Genomic DNA, 18566 nt, shown 5'->3' on the forward strand with positions numbered 1-18566 from the left:
TAATTATTTAATCGTAATTACTAACGGATTGGCAACTATTTTAGCCTGCATATCCAAAAGATTTTCCCAATCTTTCTGTGTCTGAATCTGCCCGCTTTTATGCCATGCAAATCCTGCATAATAGGTTAGCTTTTTCTGGGGTTTCGTTACAACCAGCAAATTACTCTGATCCGGAGTTTCAGATTTGAAAGCTACAGATTTCTGAACAATTTTCGGATCTACCACAATTCCTTCGCCCACAAAGGCATCATCGATTTTTTCCCAGTGCAGATAGTACCCATTTTTGTCATTCAGTCTAGATTCGCCTTCGTTTTTATGAAGAGAAATTCCGACCGTGTAATTCGGAACAGGTTTTTCAGTTTCAAAAGTCGATTCGAACTTAGAAAAATTGGAACCCAAATCAAGAGAAATTCTTTTTGTCTCTTTCACTCCAAACTCGCTCCACGGTGCGTAGGTCAGTTCAAAAACCGTTCTCAACGGACCTTCTGCAATAGTTTTTGAAGTCACAAAATTCTGAGAAACCTGCAGTTTTTCATCTTTCCAAATCCCGATTCCGCCCGTTCCACGGCTGTCTCCAACGTGATATGGATCGTAGCCTTCGCCTCTCGTGTCTTTGTGATAATACATCGGATCTGTCAGATAGCCTTTGTACCATTCATTGATGACGGATTTTTCGGTTCTTTTAAACCAGATATCGACTCCACTGGAAAGTGTGCTCCCCTTTACTTTTGCCAAAGCTTCAGCCTGACCTTTTGGGCCATACACTCTGAACGCCACCCTGTCGTTTTCCCAAGTGTAGTCATCCACCCTTTCCGGAACCAGTCTGGAATACGTGGTTACCTGACTTTCAGGAACCGGCGTGTTGGCATCTGCTAAAATCGTATATGAATTTGTTTTCTTTGCGTCTAATTTCGCCTGAAAAAGAAGTTCATCATTTTTCCCGTCGCCGTCATTATCAATCCACTGAATGGGAAGATATTGGTTTTGGGCATCTTTTATTCTTAAATCTTCCGCTTTATTTTTCCCTAAAAATGCTTTCAACTGCTTCGCTGAAACAGAAACGATTTCATTTCTTGCAAAATCCTGAGTATTTTTTACCTGAATTGAGGTCTGTGCATTCATAAAATTTGCAGTAATGCAAACGATTGCACAACTTAAACTCAGTTTTGATATATTTTGTCCGAACATAAAATGTAGTTTTATCAAAAGTAAATATATTCTGAATAATGGATGAATTTTAAACCTTAAATGTTTCTTAAAAAGTTACTTCAAATTTCTCTGTATGTTTTCTCAGTGAAAATTTTTATTTCATCCGACCATTATAAAATGTTTAATATTAAACTGAATTATTAAAATCTGCTTAATTTGTCTAATCTGTGTGAACTTAAATTGCGATATAAATTAAAAATTTCTTATTTTTAAATATTGATTAATTCCAATGAAAGACAATCCCGAATTTTACGGAATCCAACGTTTCAGGCAGTGGTGGCTTTGGCTGATTATCGTTTTTGTGCTCGGATTTTCCGCATACAATTCAATCGGTAATGCTGAATTTTTCTCTACTACGGAATTGATTATTTTTTTAGCCATTCCCATTTTAATTTTCCTTTTGTTTTTCATTATTAAATTAGAAACTAAAATAGATGCTTTAGGAATCAGAGTTCGCCTTTTCCCATTTCATTTTCAGTTCAAATATTTCCCTTGGAAATCTATAGAGAAAGCTTACATCAGAGAATATTCGCCATTGATGGATTATGGTGGCTGGGGATTACGAATTGTATCTTTCGGAAGAGGAAAAGCGTATACTGTTTCTGGTGATTTGGGATTACAGCTTGTTTTTAAAGATGGAAAGAAACTTTTGATTGGAACGCAGAAATCGGTGGAGATTAAAAAGTTTATCGCAGAAATTCAAAAATTTAATTAACGTATTTTTACATATAGCGCTAAAATCAGCGTCGTTTTGTCATTCCGTAGGAAACTCAACACTCAGAAAGCAAAAGGGTTTAGATTCCTATGGAATGACAGACAAAGCGGTAAAACTAAATTATTACTATGTACGGACTTTAGTAAAAATAAGTTTAACCTCTACATTAATTCTTTTTATTTCAACTGACCAAAATCAAATTTAATGAAAATCCTGAAAAAATATTTTATCACTTGGTACATACCAATACTATTTTACTTAATCCCTTACCTCATTTTCCAGTTAGGAATGATTCTTAAAAAAGATGAAATAATTGATTTGTCTCTGGCTATTTTCTACTTAAATATTTTAGGAAATTTTATTTCTGCCGTTGTGCAAATTGTAATAAAAAAATGGTACTTTCTTTTTCCTCAAATTATGGTATCTGCGTTTCTGTTTTTTTCAGTATCAATGTATCTTGCATTTTCACCACCCGATTTCTATGGCGCTAATAAAGTAATTCCAAAAAATATAAAATTTGAAATTCCTGCTGAAAAAGAATTGACACAAAAAGACTTAAAGCAAAACGATTTTAGGCTAGCAGAACTTTCACAGCCTGGAATTTATAATTTCTACACTAATCATCAACCTAAAGAATCGGGATATTTTTATATTAAAGCATTTGAAATAACTTCAAACGACAGATTATCTGAAAATAGGATTACAGAGCATTCAAAAATTGTTGTCGAAAAGCCAGATACAAAAATCTACACCGGAGATTTTACAATTTACGAAGGGTCGTGGGATGATCAGTACGGAGCGAGAATTGAACTTTGGTATCATCCCAACAGCAGTTCTGAATATAAAATTAAACAGAAAAATTATATTATTGAAGGTTGGATGCGATGAATCAATCGGCCTTGAAATCAGTTTAAAAGAAAATTCCCACCTCTTTCCAGAATCATTCTCTACATTTGCTTCATGAAAATCCTTGTTGTAGAAGACGAAAAAGAACTTTTGAAATCAATTCATGATTCTCTGATTCAGGAACAGTTTCTGATAGAGACTGCCGAAAATTATCAGTCCGCAAGCGAAAAAATCGCGCTGTACAGTTACGACTGTATCCTGCTCGACATCATGCTTCCGGGAGGAAATGGACTGCAACTTCTTCAGCAGCTGAAAGACTTGGGTAAATCGGAAAATGTCATCATTATTTCGGCAAAAGATTCTCTTGATGATAAACTTGCCGGACTGGAACTTGGTGCAGATGATTATCTAACCAAACCCTTTCACAATGCCGAACTCAACGCCAGAATAAAAGCTGTTCTCCGCAGAAAAAATCAGGACGGCAAAAATACTATTGAGCTGGGCAATATCGAAATGGATCTTACCGAACGCAGCTTTTCCGTAAATGGAGAGCTGATCACGCTGAACCGGAAAGAATTTGATATTCTCCATTTTTTTCTGCTCAATAAAAAACGCTTGGTGACGAAAACGGCTTTGGCAGAGCATGTTTGGGGCGATCACATCGATCAGGCAGATAATTTTGATTTTATTTATTATCAGATTAAAAATTTGAGAAAGAAACTGCAGCAATCCAATGCCGAGATCGAAATTGAAGCAGTCTACGGAATCGGTTACAAATTGACAGAAAAATGAAACTGCTCAACAAATCTATACTTCATCTCATGAGCTGGCTTCTGCTGATCGTAAGTTTATGGTCGGTGGTTTTCTATTTTAATATGCTTGATGAAATCAAAGACAGCGTAGATGAAGAGCTCGAAAATTATAAAAGACAAATCGTTTTTAAAGCAGAAAAAGATCCCACTATTTTGCAACAGAAAACTTTTGACGAAGGTTTCTTTTCTGTAAATCCGATAAGCAAAAGCCAGGCATTAAACTTTAAAGATACGTACAAAGACACCGAAATTTATGCTCAGGACGCTGACGACGAAGCACCGGAACTGGAACCGGTAAGAATTCTAACGACTGTTTTTGAGCAAAACGGAAAATTCTACGAGCTTAAAATTTTCAACAATATGGTTGAAGAAGATGATCTTGTAAAAGAACTGCTTTGGGACGCTGCAGGATTGTATGTTCTTTTGATTTTCAGCATTTTGGTGATTAACAATCTTGTATTGCAGCGGCTTTGGAAGCCTTTTTATGAACTTCTGCATGAACTGAAAAATTATCGTCTGGGAATCAGCAAAGCTTATCCTAAAGTTGAAACCAAAACCAAAGAATTCAGCGATTTGCAGGACGCGGTCACGACTCTTTTGCAGTACAGTGAAAAAAGTTATGAGCAACAGAAAGAGTTTATCGGAAACGCTTCACACGAACTTCAAACCCCTTTAGCCATCGCCATCAGCAGGCTTGAACTGTTGATTGAAAAAGAGAATCTCACCGAAAATCAGGCGGAAAAGATTGCAGAAATTATGGAAATCATCGAAAGACTGGTTCGCCTCAACAAATCGCTTCTTCTGCTTACCAAAATTGAAAACAAACAGTTTTTTGACAATCAGGAAATTAAAGTCAATACAATTGTCGGAAGAAATATTGAAGATCTTCAGGACATTGCCGAATTTAAACAGGTCGAAATTCAATTTTCACAAAACACCGAACTTTTCGTCCAAGCCGATGCCGCATTGATCAATATTGTCGTTTCCAATTTATTGCGAAATGCTATTTTCCACAATATCAAATCAGGAAAAGTGGAAGTGAAAATTGAAGCGAAAAAACTGATCGTTTCGAATACCGGAATTGAAAAGTCTCTGGATTCCGAAAAAATATTTACCCGATTCCAGAAATCAGAGCAACATCAGTCCGGAAGCGGTCTCGGACTGGCGATTGTACAGGCGATTGCTGAACTTTATGATTTCTCAGTTTCGTATGATTTTAAAGATGGAATGCACGAATTCCAAGTCAGGTTTTAAATTTAAATGTATTAAAATTCCAAAATAGATTGTTCGAGATCGTGATATAGCAGCACTTTCCAGTGTTCTTTTATCGCGAGAATCTCCCATTCTATCCGCTGATCTTTAGCCGTTTTACCGTCAAAATCCGTTTTGTAAGCCAAATGATATTTCAAATAAGCCGATTGCGGAAGATTATCTGCTCCAAAAAAATAAATTTCTTCTTCATTTTTAATCCAGAAAACCTGATGAAAAGGCGAATGTCCGCCGGTTACCTGAAACGTAATCTCAGTGGAAATATTTCCGGAATCTTCATTCATCCAGATAATTTCAGCATTTTTAATAATAAAATCAAGAATTTCAAAATCGAAAGATAAACTGCCTTTTTTACTTAAAGCAAATTCATATTCTCTCTGTTGGATATAAATTTCAGCATCAGGAAAATTTAAAGTCCACTCTTCGGCGGAAGTGTTGACCAGACCTGAAATATGATCTTTATGCAGATGTGAAAGTAAGATTTTATCGATTTGAGAAGGCTGAATTTCGTGTTCTGAAAGATTGGCAAAAATTTTAGGCTGATGATTTTCAAGCCATCCCAAACCAGCATCCAGCAAAATATTTTCAGTTCCAGTCATCACCAAAAATGGCTGAATGGACATTTTAATCCCTTTCGAAGATTCATCCAGAAACACAAATTCTTTTTCTTTGTTGACAGAAAAATTTCCTTCTTTCAATGCGATCACTTTCATAATTTAAGATTTAATTGTCTGGGTTTTTAAGGTTAAAATAAATGATACTGCAACTGCCAGACTGAGCAATCCGACAAACCAAAACCATGATGTGGCATGTAGAAAATAACCGCTGCCACTTCCCAACACACTGGATCCGAAGTAATAAAACAGCCAGTAAATTGACGTTGCCGCAGTTTTTCCCGCCTTTGCTTTTACAGCTACCATTCTGCTTGCCATCGTGTGTGCTGCAAAAAACATGAAGGTGAATAATCCCAAGCCTACAATAACGATCCAGACATTGGTCGAAAACAGACAGAAAACTCCGATAATCATGGTCAATACTGAAGTTTTAAGAATCGTCGGCTGACTGTATTTTACAGACCATCTTCCTGAAAGCATCGTTCCGAGCACACCTACCGTGTACATTAAAAAAATGAATGCGATAAAAACATGATTAAGCGAAAATGGTGGCTGTTCCAATCTGAAGCTCAGATAATTGTAAACACTCACAAAAGATCCCATCAGCAAAGCAGCGATGAAGTATAAACTTAAAAAATCAGGATCAGAAAAAAACGTTTTCATCTGTCGCATTTTTAAAGCCAGACGCTGTCTCTGTGGTCTGAAAAATTGAGATTCAGGGAAAAATTTCCAGAAAACCAAAGCCAGAAAAAGACTTTCAATGCCGATGATTAAAACAGCGTCGCGCCATCCCACTTCTCCTGCCAGTAAGGTTGCAAAAATTCTTCCGCTCATACCTCCGATAATATTTCCGCTCAGATACATGCTCAAGGTCAAACCCAACACTGAGGTTGAGACTTCTTCAGTGATGTACGCCAGAGCGACTGCCGACACTCCCGAAATAACAAAACCTTTTAAAACACCGAGAAAAACAAGGATTTCAAGTTGATGGACGTATGAGGAAATTAAAGTTAAAAATGCAGAACTGAGTAAAGAGAACAGCATGAGTTTTTTCCTTGAAAATGCATCAGCTTTAAATGAAAAAAACAACAGTCCGGTAGCCATTCCTATCGTCGATGAAGAGACCAACAGCGAACTGTCACCAACGGAAGTCTTGAATTCTGAAGCGACATTGGGAAGCAGAGGCTGAAATAAATAGAGCTGTGAAAAGACCGACAAACCCGAAAGAAAAATACAGATCTGGATCGCCCATAACCGTTTTGTATTTTTTTCCGCTTTGTCCATTTGCTGTTTAAATTATTTTGATAAAGCAAAGTTCAGTATAATTTTTAAATTTGTAAAACGCTTTATTTCGATAACATCAATCTATAAAACCGATTTACGAATGGAACTCCGTCAACTGAAATATTTCCTCAAAGCCAAAGAGCTGATGAACTTTACGGAAGCTGCGAATGCGATGCACATCAGTCAAAGTACGCTTTCCCAACAGATTAAACAGTTGGAAATGGAAATTGATACGCCGCTTTTCAATAGAATCGGGAAAAGAATTCAGCTTACCGAAGCCGGAAATGTTTTCGCTGAGTTTGCCAAAAAATCGATTCGGAGCTCTGAAGAATCTTTACTGGCGATGAATGATCTAAAAAAACTCTCACGCGGAAGTCTTATGATTGGTGTTTCGTATGGACTTCGTTCGATACTGGTTCCTGCTGTGAAAAATTTCATTCAGAATTATCCTCAGATCAATCTTGAAATCCTTTTTGAAACTACCGATATTCTGCTGAAAAAATTAAGCGATGCTGAACTTGATCTGGTTTTAAGTTATCAGGAAGCTCATCCGGCAGAAAATTTCACGTATCAGAATCTATTTGTTTCTGAAATGATGTTCGTAACTTCTACAAATTCTGAATTTTCAAAACTGAAAAAAATCAATCTTAAAACCATTGCTGAACTCCCTTTGGCAATGCCTTTTGACGGTTTCAGCACCACACATTATGTCATGGATTTATTTAAACAAAATCATATTTCTCCCAACGTAAAAATGAAAATCAATGACATTCCTACTTTGATAGAGATTGTCGAAAACGGAATTTTTCACACCATACTTGCCGATTCTACAGTAAATGACAGACAAAATCTGGTGACGATTCCGATCACAGAAAATAAGGCTGAACGCAAGGCTGTTTTAATGCAGCTGAAAGAAGCGTATCAAACCGAGGCAATGAAAAGTTTTTCTGAAATAATTATGAAAATCTAAATTCCCAGTTCTTTCCAGATTTCTTCCCAAATTTTTCCCGATTCGTACTGTTGATTTGCAGTATGAAAACTACGGAACGAATTATATTCACAGGAATTTTAAGTATTTTAGGATGCATCTCATCATTTGCACAAGCACAGTCTAAACCTGTAAAAGTTTCTCATGCAGAACCTATTTTTCAGGATTTGGTGCGGGATCTCGGAGCCAGAAAAGGCGAAAAAGAATTTAATCTTGGAGCCGATTTTTCAAGCGGAACTGATTACAGAGAAAACGGATATTTAGCCGAATACGAATTTGCGCCGGTCAACAGATTAGGTCTTGAGGTGGAAACCGATTTTTCTTTTTTCACTCCGAAAAACAATTCAGCCAGAGAACAGATTCCGGGAAACCGATTAGACGGAATCAGGCTTTCTGCGCAGTACACGTTTTTTGTTTCGGAAAAATCTCAGACTTCGATGGCTTTGGGCTACACGCAGGTTCTGGAGTTCACAGATTTTAAAAATTACGGCAGAGGAAAATTCATTACCGCCTTGGTGTACAGTCCGTTTTTTGTGGCAGCGAAAAAATGGGGTTCAAACATACACACTTTGGTTTATACCTATCCGATGATTCAGCATGAACTGGGCGAAAAAGGAACTCTGGTCGACTGGCAGATCAATACTTCCGTGATGTATTCGCTACCCAACTCCGGTCATTTCATCGGGATGGAAGTGAATAAAGAAATCACCCACGGAAAAATGTTTGTCACGCTCCGTCCACAAATCAAAATCAAACTGGATTCTCATTTTGCGGTAGGAATCGTAACGGGAATTCCTGTTTCTCACGATAAAGAAAATATGTCTTCGTTTTTCAGATTGGTATATGAGCCTTGATTAAAGTTGTAATTTTTATTGCTATTGACAACGCAATCCGCTGAATTTCTTAAACTTTCTAAAGCAGGAATTCATCTTTGATCAAATTTTTTGAACATCCGTGATTAGTTATAAAATTTAATTTAACGCAAAGTCAAACAGAGAATTTCCAATTATGATCGTTTTTAAGTTATACAAAGGCGTTGACTTAAACAAGAAATACAGAGTACTTTTAAAAGTAAAAATTGTGGATCATCGTTAATTTTTTTTAAAAATTCCCGCAGATTTTTAATTTTTCTGCTCAATCTGTTTCATCTGTATGATATTTTTTTTCAAATAAAAAGGTTTTAAAATTACCGCAAATCCTTTTTAATCACCAGATATTTCAAATCTTTATCTCCAGCATTGCTGATTCCATGCTCTGAGTTGGGCGGACAGTACAAACTGGTATTCGGGCCGACTTCGACGGTTTTTCCGTTGAGATAAAACGAAGCTTTTCCTTCCAAAATATAAAAAAATTCTTCTTCAGGATGACGATGTGGTGCATGTGTAGATTTTCCGGGCTCTACAATACTCATCTTTAAGGTGTTTTCTTCAGTAAACTTTTTGTCGGCGAACCAATACTGATAACCGGAATTTGTTTTTTTTGCCTGAGCTAAATCAAATTCGTTGACGCAATTTTCGATGGTGTAATTACCAGGCACTTTTGCTTGTTCAACTTTCTGAGCATACATTTTTTGCTGAAACAGCATGATGAAGACGGCAGCGATGAGTGGTGAAAATATTTTCATTTTTAAATTATTAAAACAATCTTTTCAAAGATATTCAATTCTGTTCTGAATTTCCGGCTTTCAATAGTTTTCGGATCTAAAAACTTTAAAGTATTTCAAAAAAACACCCAGATTTTACTCAGAAGAAACATTCAAAAACATTTAATCTGTGAGAGAAAATAAAGTTGAATCTCAAGAAATTTATTTCCCTTAAACCATTTTAACTCCTTAACAAATCTTAATGGTTTAAAAAATTAAAAAATATTCCCAATTGTTTCCAGAATCGTGTCGGAAATTAGCATTATAAAAAATTTACGTTATGAAAAATTTAATTGCAGCCATCAGCATTTTTGGTTTAAGTTTAACCCACATTTCAGCGCAGGATATTCATCAGAATGAAGTTCCTTCCGTGATTCTCAACAACTTTCAGAAGAGTTTTCCAAAAGCCGCAGATACCGACTGGGAAATTAAAGGAAATCTATATGAAGTGGAATTTGAAACAGGATTTTTAGGCGACGACCACAAAGTTCTGTATTCAAGAGACGGAAAACTGGTGAGACACGAGGAAGAAATTTCTAAAGGTAATCTTCCGAAAGCTGTATTGGCCTCGATCAACAAATCTTTTGCAGGCTACAGAACCGATGATCTTAAGAAAATTACGGAAGGCAGAAAAGTAATTTACCATGTCGAACTGAAAAATATTTCTCAGGAATGGAAAGTGGTTTTTGACGCGCAGGGAAGAATTTTAGAGAAGAGAGCAGATTAAAATGAAGAAATTTTTGGTTCTCAGTGCTTTAATAGGCATTGTCTTGCATATTTCTGCACAAATCAGTCCGCCGGGATTAGGACATGCAAAATCGGCGGGCTGGTTTGCTTTGGGAATAAAGAAAAAAATCAATAAAAAATGGGAATCCATGAGCTACGTCGCAATGGGAAGAACGGGTGAAACGTTGCTTAATCCTGTGCAAAAATCTTCAATTTGGGTTCTTAATCAGGAGTTTTACAGAACATTTAAAAGCAACTGGAAGTATTCGTTCGCATTAAGTCTGAGGGATCAGAAAGAAAAAATGGCTGCAACGAATCAAACGGTTGACCAGCAGGAAATAAGGCTGTATGGAAGACTGTCTTATGCTTTTAAAGGTTCAAAATTTAAAATAACACCCACTTTCAGACAGGAATTCAGAAAATTTTTCGCCCCGAAAAGTCTGGAAGATGCTGAAACTTTTGCTTTAAGAAGCCGGTTGCGACTGCAATTGAGTGTTGACCTGAATGAAGATGCCACCAAAAAAGTAATTATCAGTTCCGAGCAGTTATTTTCCACCGAAAAAGATTTTGTGTCAAAAGAATGGAGCGATTTGAAATACCATGAAAGCCGTTTTCTCGCTTATTACTCCGTCACCCCAAAAAATTCCGCTGTGACTTTTGATATTGGTTATATGAATAACCTGGTGGGAGGAAATCACCCGTATGACGTGAGTTATCTGGCGCTGGATATGGTTTTTAGTGGAAAAAAGAAGAAATAGCAAGTCTGTAGGTTGTTCTATTTTGAGATTCAGTCGTTACTGTACTTAATATATGTAGAATTTACCTTCAAGCCACAAATTAATAAAATTATATTTCGAATTCACAAAAAACCTATTTTTGAGAAAACAAAAAAAACAAAAAACAAATGAAAAAATGTTTTGTAATCTACAGCATATTTATTACGGGATTTGTGTCTGCGCAGAGCAATTTCAATTTAAGAATAAATGCGCCCGAATTCGATAAAGATTCGCTATTCATACAACCTTTAACGAGTACGGGAAACATTAATAAAATTTACAATTATGATGTCAGTTCAGATCAACAAGTCATTTTTGATCAAAAATATAAATCTGTAAAAATTAAAATAAACTCCGAGAACAATGTTGAAGGGATAATTAAATATCCGCAGCCATTTGAAATTTCTTATTACGATCCCAAAATTAATGGTGGTTATATGACAAAACCTTTTTTCATGGAGAAAGGCGACATGAAAATTTCAATCAGCAGAAAAGAACATATCACCTTATTCTTAGACACAGAAACACCTGCTAATAAGGAATACGCTGCATTAAAAAAACAGTTATCAGACTTTGACAGCAAATTAAAAATTTTTCAAAATAATGATCCAAATGATATTGAAGCCAAACACCAATTTCTGCAAAATTATATCAGGAAAAACCCTAACTCTATTGTTGCATTTTGGGAAATAGTAAGTGATTTTTCGAGATATCAGTTTAACAAATCTTATCTTGCATCATTAGCTCTATTCTCTAAAGAATTGAAGAAAAACTCAAGCTATACAGAATTTAAAAAGATTATTGATATTGAAAATTCGACTGGTGTTGGTGGAAATTTTCCCGATGTAATCTTCGATAAGACTTTAGAAATTTCTAAGGATAACTTTTCCAAACATACATTGACGCTGGTTGATTATTGGTCTATCACGTGCAAACCTTGCATCGAGGATCTTCCAAAACTCGTTGAACTTCATAAGAAATTTAAAGAGAAAGGAATTAACTTTATAAGTGTGGCCGACGAGAATAAAAAAGAAAGCATGGAAAAAGCAACTGAAATTTTGAGAAAAAACAATGTTGAATGGAAAAACTATTTCGATGTAAAAAAAGAATTTCCGAAAAAACTCAACGCCTCAGGATACCCTCTTCAGATATTGATTGACCGCAACGGAAAAATTGTAGCCAGAAAACTAGGCGAGCTGGATCAGATTGAGGATGAGATAAAAAAATATCTGGAATAATCTTAAATAAAAATTACTACCCTGAAATTTAGTATTAAGTATATGAATAATCTGGTGGGAGGAAATCACCCGTATGATGTGAGTTATCTGGCGCTGGATGTGGTTTTTAAGTAAATAAAATTAATAATTTTGTAATGAAAAAACTTCTAAATGTTAGAGATAAATAAAAATAATTACTACAAATATAAAGCAATTTTAGAAGTGCTTTGGGAGTTTAATTCAAGTTTGATGGGTATTGAATTTTCTGATGAAATATCTCCTATAAAAATACTTACCAAATGGGAAACTGAAAGTAGTGTACGAGCACATAAAGCATTAAAAGTAGGATTAATGGATAATTTAAGTCAAATAAAATATTTGACAAAAGGTCAAACAGAAGCCTTAAATAGTAAACTAATAGCTAACAATCTTCCTAAAATTGAAATATTAACTGCAGAAATCAATAATATCATTTTTAAAATTTTAAAAAGAAATAAAATAAAAGATTTTTGCGAGTACAATATTTTAATAGAAGTATTAAACGATACAGAATCTGAAATTGGCAATGATGATCGAACCAAATTAGAAAAAATTATTAATTCGTTTCTTGAAAAATCTTAGAAAAAACAGAATTTACTGCTTAAAAAAACAATTTTAAGTCTTAATTTTTCTCTTTACGGCAAACCATTTTGTGATTACCCCTTTTATTTCTAAATTGCATTATCTCCCGAAAAAGAGAGTGATCACAAAATACATTTATGAATCAGATTATTCCGTTTGACTTACAGATACAGCACAGCCCTTATTTCAACTATACTTTTTGCCTGAACCAATATCCTTTTCTACAGAGCATTGCCTTCAGAGACGTGACTGAGGATTTTGAAAACCTCAATCTTCAGATCAGTTCTTCATTAGGTTTGTTTGAAAAATACGATGTTTATATCGATAAAATTAAGGCGAATGCGCTGTATAAAATCTCCCTTTTCAACTTTGTTTTTAATAATAATTTGCTGAAGAGACTGACGGAAAAAGATTTAGATCAGATTAAAATTCAGGTTTTTAAAGACGGTGAATCTATTTTTGAAAAGAGTTTCAGCATAGAAGTTTTGCCGATGGATTATTTTGGTGGACTGCAGTCGTATCCGCAACTTCTGGCCTCTTACGTTCTTTCCAACAACACTTCTTTGTATAAACTGAAAGCGGATGCCATTGATATTTTAGCGAGAAATAAACTCACGCCGTCGTTTGAGGGCTATCAGCAGAAAAGTAAGGAAAGAGTTTTACAAATGGTTTCGGCGATTTATAAATCTATTCAAAATCTGGATTTGATTTACAGCTCAATGCCGCCAAGCTTTGAAAAGAACGGACAAAGAATCAGGCTTGTAGACACCGTTTTGGAAACAAAATTCGGGAACTGCATTGATATTTCACTGCTTTTCGCAGCGTGTCTGGAGGCGATTGATCTCAATCCGATCATCGTTGTAACGGAAGGTCATGCCTTTGTTGGAGTCTGGTTGGATGATCATCGTTTCGACGGAATCGTCAATTTTGATCAGGCGGCGATTTCCAAAAGAATTGCTTCGGGAATTAAAGAAATTGCTTTAATCGAATCAACCAGTTTATGCAGAGGGACTCAAATTTCATTCAAAGATGCCATGAACTCTGCGGAGACCCAGCTGATGGATTCATCGAAATTTCTGTTGTCACTGGATATTAAAAACGCAAGATCAGCAGGAATCTCTCCGCTCCCACTTCTTAAAAATGAAACAATTCAGAGTCAGGATTTCAGTTCAATTCCACATTCAACTGAGCTCGATCAGGATTTTAATTTGGGAACGCAGTACGACGATCTCGAGCTGACCGATTTTTCAAATTTAACCAAACAGAAAGTCTGGGAAAGAAAACTGCTCGATCTTTCGCTCAGAAACAATCTTCTGAATCTTCGCTTTACCAAAAGTATGCTTCAGCTGATTGACACGAAAATAAATGTGCTCGAAGACAGCTTAGCAGACGGAAAATCATTCACGATTCATTCCGATAACAATCAGGCGGTGCTGAGAAAATACAGTCTGTACGGCGAACCTCTGCATCAATCGCAACCGCTTTTCAAACTGGCGGAAGATGAGTTCAAATACAACCGACTTTTAACGTATTATCATCAGGACGACCTCGACAATATTCTCACGAACCTTTACCGAAGCGCCAAACTTGCCGAAGAAGAAAACGGAAAAAGTACACTCTATCTGGGAATCGGATTGCTGAAATGGTTTGAACCTAAAAATAAAGACATTCCGAGGCTCGCTCCTATTTTATTAATTCCCGTGGAACTGTCGCGGAAGTCAGTGAATTCTAAATTTACGCTTCGAAGCCGTGAGGAGGAAACCATGATCAACATTACGCTGCTTGAATATTTAAAACAGGAATTCAAACTCAACATCAACAGCCTCGAAAATCTTCCGATGGACGAATCGGGAGTTGATGTTCCGAAAGTTTTGGCGATTATCCGAAATGCCGTTCTCAATCTTGAAGGTTGGGATGTTCTGGAGCAGTTGGTTTTGGGTATTTTTTCTTTCAATAAATTGATTCTTTGGCAGGATATTTCAAAGTATTCAGAAGAAATTCAGAAATCTTCGATTGTAAAAAGTCTGATCGACGGCCGCCTGACCGGAACTTTGGAAAGCGTGGAAAATGATGTGGAAAGTCTGGAAAACATCTCTGCTTCTGAATTGGTTTTGCCGATTTCAACGGACAATTCTCAGTTGAATGCCGTAAAAAATGCCAACCTCAACAAAAGTTTCATTCTCCACGGGCCTCCCGGAACCGGAAAATCACAGACGATTACCAACATCATCGCCGACGCTTTGTCGAATGATAAAAAAGTGCTTTTCGTGGCTGCCAAAAAAGCCGCTTTGGATGTGGTTCACAACCGTCTGGAAAATATTGGTCTGGGCGCATTCTGTCTCGAACTGCATTCCAATAAATCGAAGAAATCGGATGTTCTGAAACAGTTTGAAAGAACACTGGAAGTTCCGAAATATAAAATCAACGCTGATTATCACGAAGAGGCAAAACGCCTTGACGAGCGCAGAAAAGAACTCGGAAAATATGTGAATGATCTGCATCAGAAATTCCCGATTGGCTGGAGTTTATTTGATACGATTGCCTTTCTGGAAACCAATCACGTAAAAGCAGACGAACGTTTTCACATCAATTTTCCTCTGGAAAGTGCTGATGTTTTCAACTGGAATCAGTGGAAAGACTGGTTGATTCCATTCGCTTCGATTGTGCAAAAGGTTGGGCAGCCTTCGCTTCATTCTTTGCGACCGATCAAAACATCGAGCCATCAGTTTGAAAATAAAAACCTGATTCTGTCGGCAATTTCTCAGTTTAATGAAAAGAAAAATGCGGCTACGCAGATTAAAATACTGTTTCAGCTCGAGGAAGTTTCGAATGCGGATAGTGTGGAACTACTTGAGTTTTTAAAAGATAATCCGGTAAAATCAGGGTTGATTGATCTGGTTTTTAATGAAGGTCAGCTGAATTTATTTAAAAACTGGATGGCGCAACAGACGCAGTTTCAACAAACTGAAAGTCAAATCACTTCCAATTTTAATTCTTCCATCTTAAATATTGATTTTGCTTCATTAAAACTGTTGTGGAATCAGGCGAAACATACCTGGTTTATTCCAAAATGGTTTAAACAGAGGAAAGTCAAGCAACAGCTGAACGGTTACGCCAAATCAGGAATAGAATCTGATGTGCAGATTGACGGACTTTTTGAGAAGCTTGAAAATTATCAGCAGCTTAAAAATCAACTTTCCAATCTCCATTACAACGCGCTTTCACCGGTGACGAATCTTTATTTTAATGGAAGTGCATTTGATATTTCGGCGATTGAAAAAGATTTAAAAACCATTGAAAATGCGAAAGATTTAGCCCAAAAAATATCCATCAGAAATTTCCCGGAATGGCTGAAAGATTTTTCTTTAAAACAGAATAACAGTCAGAACATTTCTGAAAATGTTGAAAAGCTGAAAGAGCTCCACGATGCCGAAAATAATCTCTTGGAATATGTAGAAGAAATTCCTGGCGATGCTGATCTGCAGACCGTTGTTCAGAATATTAATCAGCTGGAAGACTGGATTAATTTTAATGGCTTAAAAGAGAAAGCGAAGGATTTGAACCTCACCTGGTTCATCGATTTCCTTGAAAAAGGCTGGCTTGACACGGAATCTTTGGAACTCGAATTTGAAAAAATCATTCATCTGAATTTATTCATTAAAACCATTTACAGCTCGGGAACTTTGAACGGTTTTGATGCCAATATTTATGAATCTCAGATTCAGCAGTATAAAAATCTGCATAAAGAATTTACTGAACTGACGAAAAACCAGCTGACGATGAAGCTCAGCGACCGCATCCCGAATTTTTCTCAGGAAGCCGTTCAGAGCTCAGAAATCGGGATTTTGCAGAAAGCAATCCGGAACAAAGGTAGAGGTTTATCCATCAGAAAATTATTTGACCAGATTCCAACTTTAATCCCGCGGCTGAAACCGTGTATGTTGATGAGTCCGATTTCGGTAGCGCAGTATTTTGATGTGAATGAAGAGCATTTTGATCTGGTAATTTTCGATGAAGCGTCGCAGTTGCCGACTTCTGAGGCAGTAAGTGCTTTGGCAAGGGCAAAACAGGCGATTATTGTGGGCGACCCGAAGCAGATGCCGCCCACGAGTTTCTTTGCTTCCCAAAAAGTGGATGAAGAAAATTTTGAGCTCGAAGATCTGGAAAGTATTCTCGATGACTGTCTCGCACTTTCAATTCCTTCGAATTATCTGTTGCGACATTACCGAAGTAAGCATGAAAGTTTAATTTCGTTCTCGAATGCTCATTTTTATGACAATAAACTCCTCACCTTCCCGTCTCCGGATGATTTAAACCGAAAAGTAACGTTTGAATTTATTGACGGATTTTACGACAAAGGAAAAACAAGAACCAACAAAAATGAGGCGGAAGCGATTATAGAATACATCCGGATTCATCTCGAAAATAAAAATAAAAAATCGATTGGAGTGGTAACTTTCAGTCAGACTCAGCAAGGTTTAATAGAAGATTTGCTGCAGAAATTATTTCAGGAAAATCCGCATTTGGAAGAGTTTACCATCAATTCTGAAGAACCTATTTTCATTAAAAATCTTGAAAATGTACAGGGTGATGAAAGAGATATTATTCTCTTTTCGATTGGCTACGGTCCCGATGAAGACGGAAAAGTTTCTATGAATTTCGGCCCGCTCAACCGCGATGGTGGCTGGAGAAGACTGAATGTTGCTGTGACAAGAGCACGCTACGAAATGAAAGTTTTTTCTTCGTTAAAAGGCGACCAGATCGACATGAACAGAACGGGTTCGGAAGGCGTTTTGGGATTAAAAAACTTCCTGAATTTTTCTGAAAAAGGTTTAGTGTATCAAAATTCAAATCAAACCGTCAGTCAACAGAAACTGATGGTGAATTCTATTGCGAAAACCCTTGAAGAGCACGGTTTGAAAATCAAAACCAACATCGGAACTTCAGAATATAAAATCGACATCGGAATAATCGATCCTGAAAACGAAAGCGAATATCTTCTGGCGATTTTGTTAGACAGTGAGAATTATTTTAATATCCACACCACCAATGACCGCGAATTGCTTGTGCCGAATGTACTGAAAGGTTTGGGCTGGAATGTTTTCAGAATCTGGACATTGGACTGGATTAAGAATAAGGAGAAAATTATTGAAAGAATTGAGGCTGAACTGGAAAAAATCAAAACGCAGGTTAAAGAAAAAAAGGAAGAAATCACCGAACTGAAAACTTCTGAAAAAGTCTATCTGAGCGAAGTTTCGGAAGCGGAAAAGCCTACTAAAATAATTCCGTACGTTGCGGCGGATTTAAGTCCTGCAGTCAATGCCAACTCGGAATCGATTTATTATTTTGAAAACAGACCAATTCTTTTAAGTCAGATTAAAACCATTATTGATACGGAATCACCAATCAGCCAGAATGCTTTGTTCAGAAAGATTCTCAAGCTTTGGAATACGTCAAGAGCTGGCGGAAAACTGAATACCTATCTGTTGGAAACTTTAGCTACCATTCCGAACATTCAAACTACGGAAAGTTATCAGAAATTTTACTGGAGTGAAAATTCACAGCCTCAAAAACTTGATTTTTACAGAGATAATTCCACGGAAAAAAGGCTGATCGACGAGATCGCGCCTGAAGAAATTTCTGTGGCGATGATGGAACTGATGCATTCGAGTTTGAGTCTGAATAAAGAAGAATTAGTGCGTGCGGTTTGCAAGACTTTTGGTTTTTCGAAAGTGGGCTCACAGATTGATGCGGTGGTGAAGTTTTGTGTGGAAGATCTGATTGAGAAAGGGATGCTGAAGGAGGTTGACGGGAGAATTGTTTTGGGGTGATAGATTTGCTCACATT

Annotated in this window: 15 protein-coding genes; 11 read left to right on the plus strand and 4 right to left on the minus strand. The window is 36.6% G+C overall.

What is annotated here, in order from left to right; genetic code table 11:
- Positions 1–3: 3 nt before the first annotated feature.
- On the minus strand, positions 4–1188 hold the full coding sequence (locus ASG21_RS02450; protein ID WP_241773438.1) for a DUF4861 domain-containing protein: 1185 nt from the start codon (positions 1186–1188) through the stop codon (positions 4–6).
- A gap of 250 nt (positions 1189–1438) precedes the next feature.
- On the opposite strand from ASG21_RS02450, the gene ASG21_RS02455 reads away from it, so the two are divergent.
- The 4 genes from ASG21_RS02455 to ASG21_RS02470 all read left to right on the plus strand — a co-directional run bounded on the left by ASG21_RS02455 (position 1439) and on the right by ASG21_RS02470 (position 4836).
- Positions 1439–1924, plus strand: a complete 486-nt coding sequence (locus ASG21_RS02455) for a hypothetical protein (protein WP_056075371.1) — start codon at positions 1439–1441, stop codon at positions 1922–1924.
- A 204-nt stretch (positions 1925–2128) separates the two neighbouring features.
- Positions 2129–2812, plus strand: coding sequence for a hypothetical protein (locus tag ASG21_RS02460; RefSeq protein WP_056075374.1), 684 nt, complete (start codon positions 2129–2131; stop codon positions 2810–2812).
- A gap of 72 nt (positions 2813–2884) precedes the next feature.
- Positions 2885–3562, plus strand: coding sequence for a response regulator transcription factor (locus tag ASG21_RS02465; RefSeq protein ID WP_056075377.1), 678 nt, complete (start codon positions 2885–2887; stop codon positions 3560–3562).
- A complete protein-coding gene (locus ASG21_RS02470) occupies positions 3559–4836 on the plus strand; it encodes a HAMP domain-containing sensor histidine kinase (RefSeq protein ID WP_056075380.1) in 1278 nt (425 codons plus the stop codon). Before ASG21_RS02465 ends, ASG21_RS02470 begins: the two co-directional genes overlap by 4 nt.
- Positions 4837–4847: 11 nt before the next feature.
- On the opposite strand, the gene ASG21_RS02475 is transcribed toward ASG21_RS02470, so the two are convergent.
- Both ASG21_RS02475 and ASG21_RS02480 read right to left on the minus strand, forming a co-directional pair.
- Positions 4848–5564 (minus strand): MBL fold metallo-hydrolase, encoded by a 717-nt coding sequence (locus tag ASG21_RS02475; protein WP_056075383.1) that lies wholly within the window; start codon positions 5562–5564, stop codon positions 4848–4850.
- A gap of 3 nt (positions 5565–5567) precedes the next feature.
- Entirely contained in the window at positions 5568–6749 is a 1182-nt protein-coding gene (locus ASG21_RS02480) for an MFS transporter (protein ID WP_056075387.1), read from the minus strand.
- A gap of 100 nt (positions 6750–6849) precedes the next feature.
- Between ASG21_RS02480 and ASG21_RS02485 the strand changes: the two genes are divergently transcribed.
- Positions 6850–7719, plus strand: coding sequence for a LysR substrate-binding domain-containing protein (locus tag ASG21_RS02485; protein ID WP_056075390.1), 870 nt, complete (start codon positions 6850–6852; stop codon positions 7717–7719).
- Positions 7720–7781: 62 nt separating this feature from the next.
- Positions 7782–8591, plus strand: a complete 810-nt coding sequence (locus ASG21_RS02490) for an HAEPLYID family protein (RefSeq protein WP_056075393.1) — start codon at positions 7782–7784, stop codon at positions 8589–8591.
- Between the two features lie 332 nt (positions 8592–8923).
- Here ASG21_RS02490 and ASG21_RS02495 read toward each other — a convergent pair whose 3' ends face one another.
- A complete protein-coding gene (locus ASG21_RS02495; RefSeq protein WP_056075396.1) occupies positions 8924–9361 on the minus strand; it encodes a cupin domain-containing protein in 438 nt (145 codons plus the stop codon).
- 298 nt (positions 9362–9659) lie between these two features.
- Between ASG21_RS02495 and ASG21_RS02500 the strand changes: the two genes are divergently transcribed.
- The 5 genes from ASG21_RS02500 (at position 9660) to ASG21_RS02520 (ending at position 18550) form a co-directional block, all read left to right on the plus strand.
- The gene (locus ASG21_RS02500; protein ID WP_056075400.1) at positions 9660–10106 is read left to right on the plus strand and encodes a PepSY-like domain-containing protein; all 447 of its coding nucleotides are present in this window, start codon (positions 9660–9662) and stop codon (positions 10104–10106) included.
- Between the two features lies 1 nt (position 10107).
- Positions 10108–10863, plus strand: coding sequence for a DUF2490 domain-containing protein (locus ASG21_RS02505; protein WP_056075403.1), 756 nt, complete (start codon positions 10108–10110; stop codon positions 10861–10863).
- Positions 10864–11009: 146 nt separating this feature from the next.
- Positions 11010–12119 (plus strand): TlpA disulfide reductase family protein, encoded by a 1110-nt coding sequence (locus ASG21_RS02510; RefSeq protein ID WP_056075406.1) that lies wholly within the window; start codon positions 11010–11012, stop codon positions 12117–12119.
- 150 nt (positions 12120–12269) lie between these two features.
- Complete coding sequence (locus ASG21_RS02515) at positions 12270–12719, plus strand: hypothetical protein (protein WP_056075409.1); 450 nt, start codon at positions 12270–12272, stop codon at positions 12717–12719.
- 137 nt (positions 12720–12856) lie between these two features.
- A complete protein-coding gene (locus ASG21_RS02520) occupies positions 12857–18550 on the plus strand; it encodes a DUF3320 domain-containing protein (protein ID WP_056075412.1) in 5694 nt (1897 codons plus the stop codon).
- The last annotated feature ends 16 nt before the right edge of the window (positions 18551–18566 follow it).

Origin of the sequence: Chryseobacterium sp. Leaf394, assembly GCF_001424105.1 — a bacterium.
Taxonomy (GTDB): domain Bacteria; phylum Bacteroidota; class Bacteroidia; order Flavobacteriales; family Weeksellaceae; genus Chryseobacterium.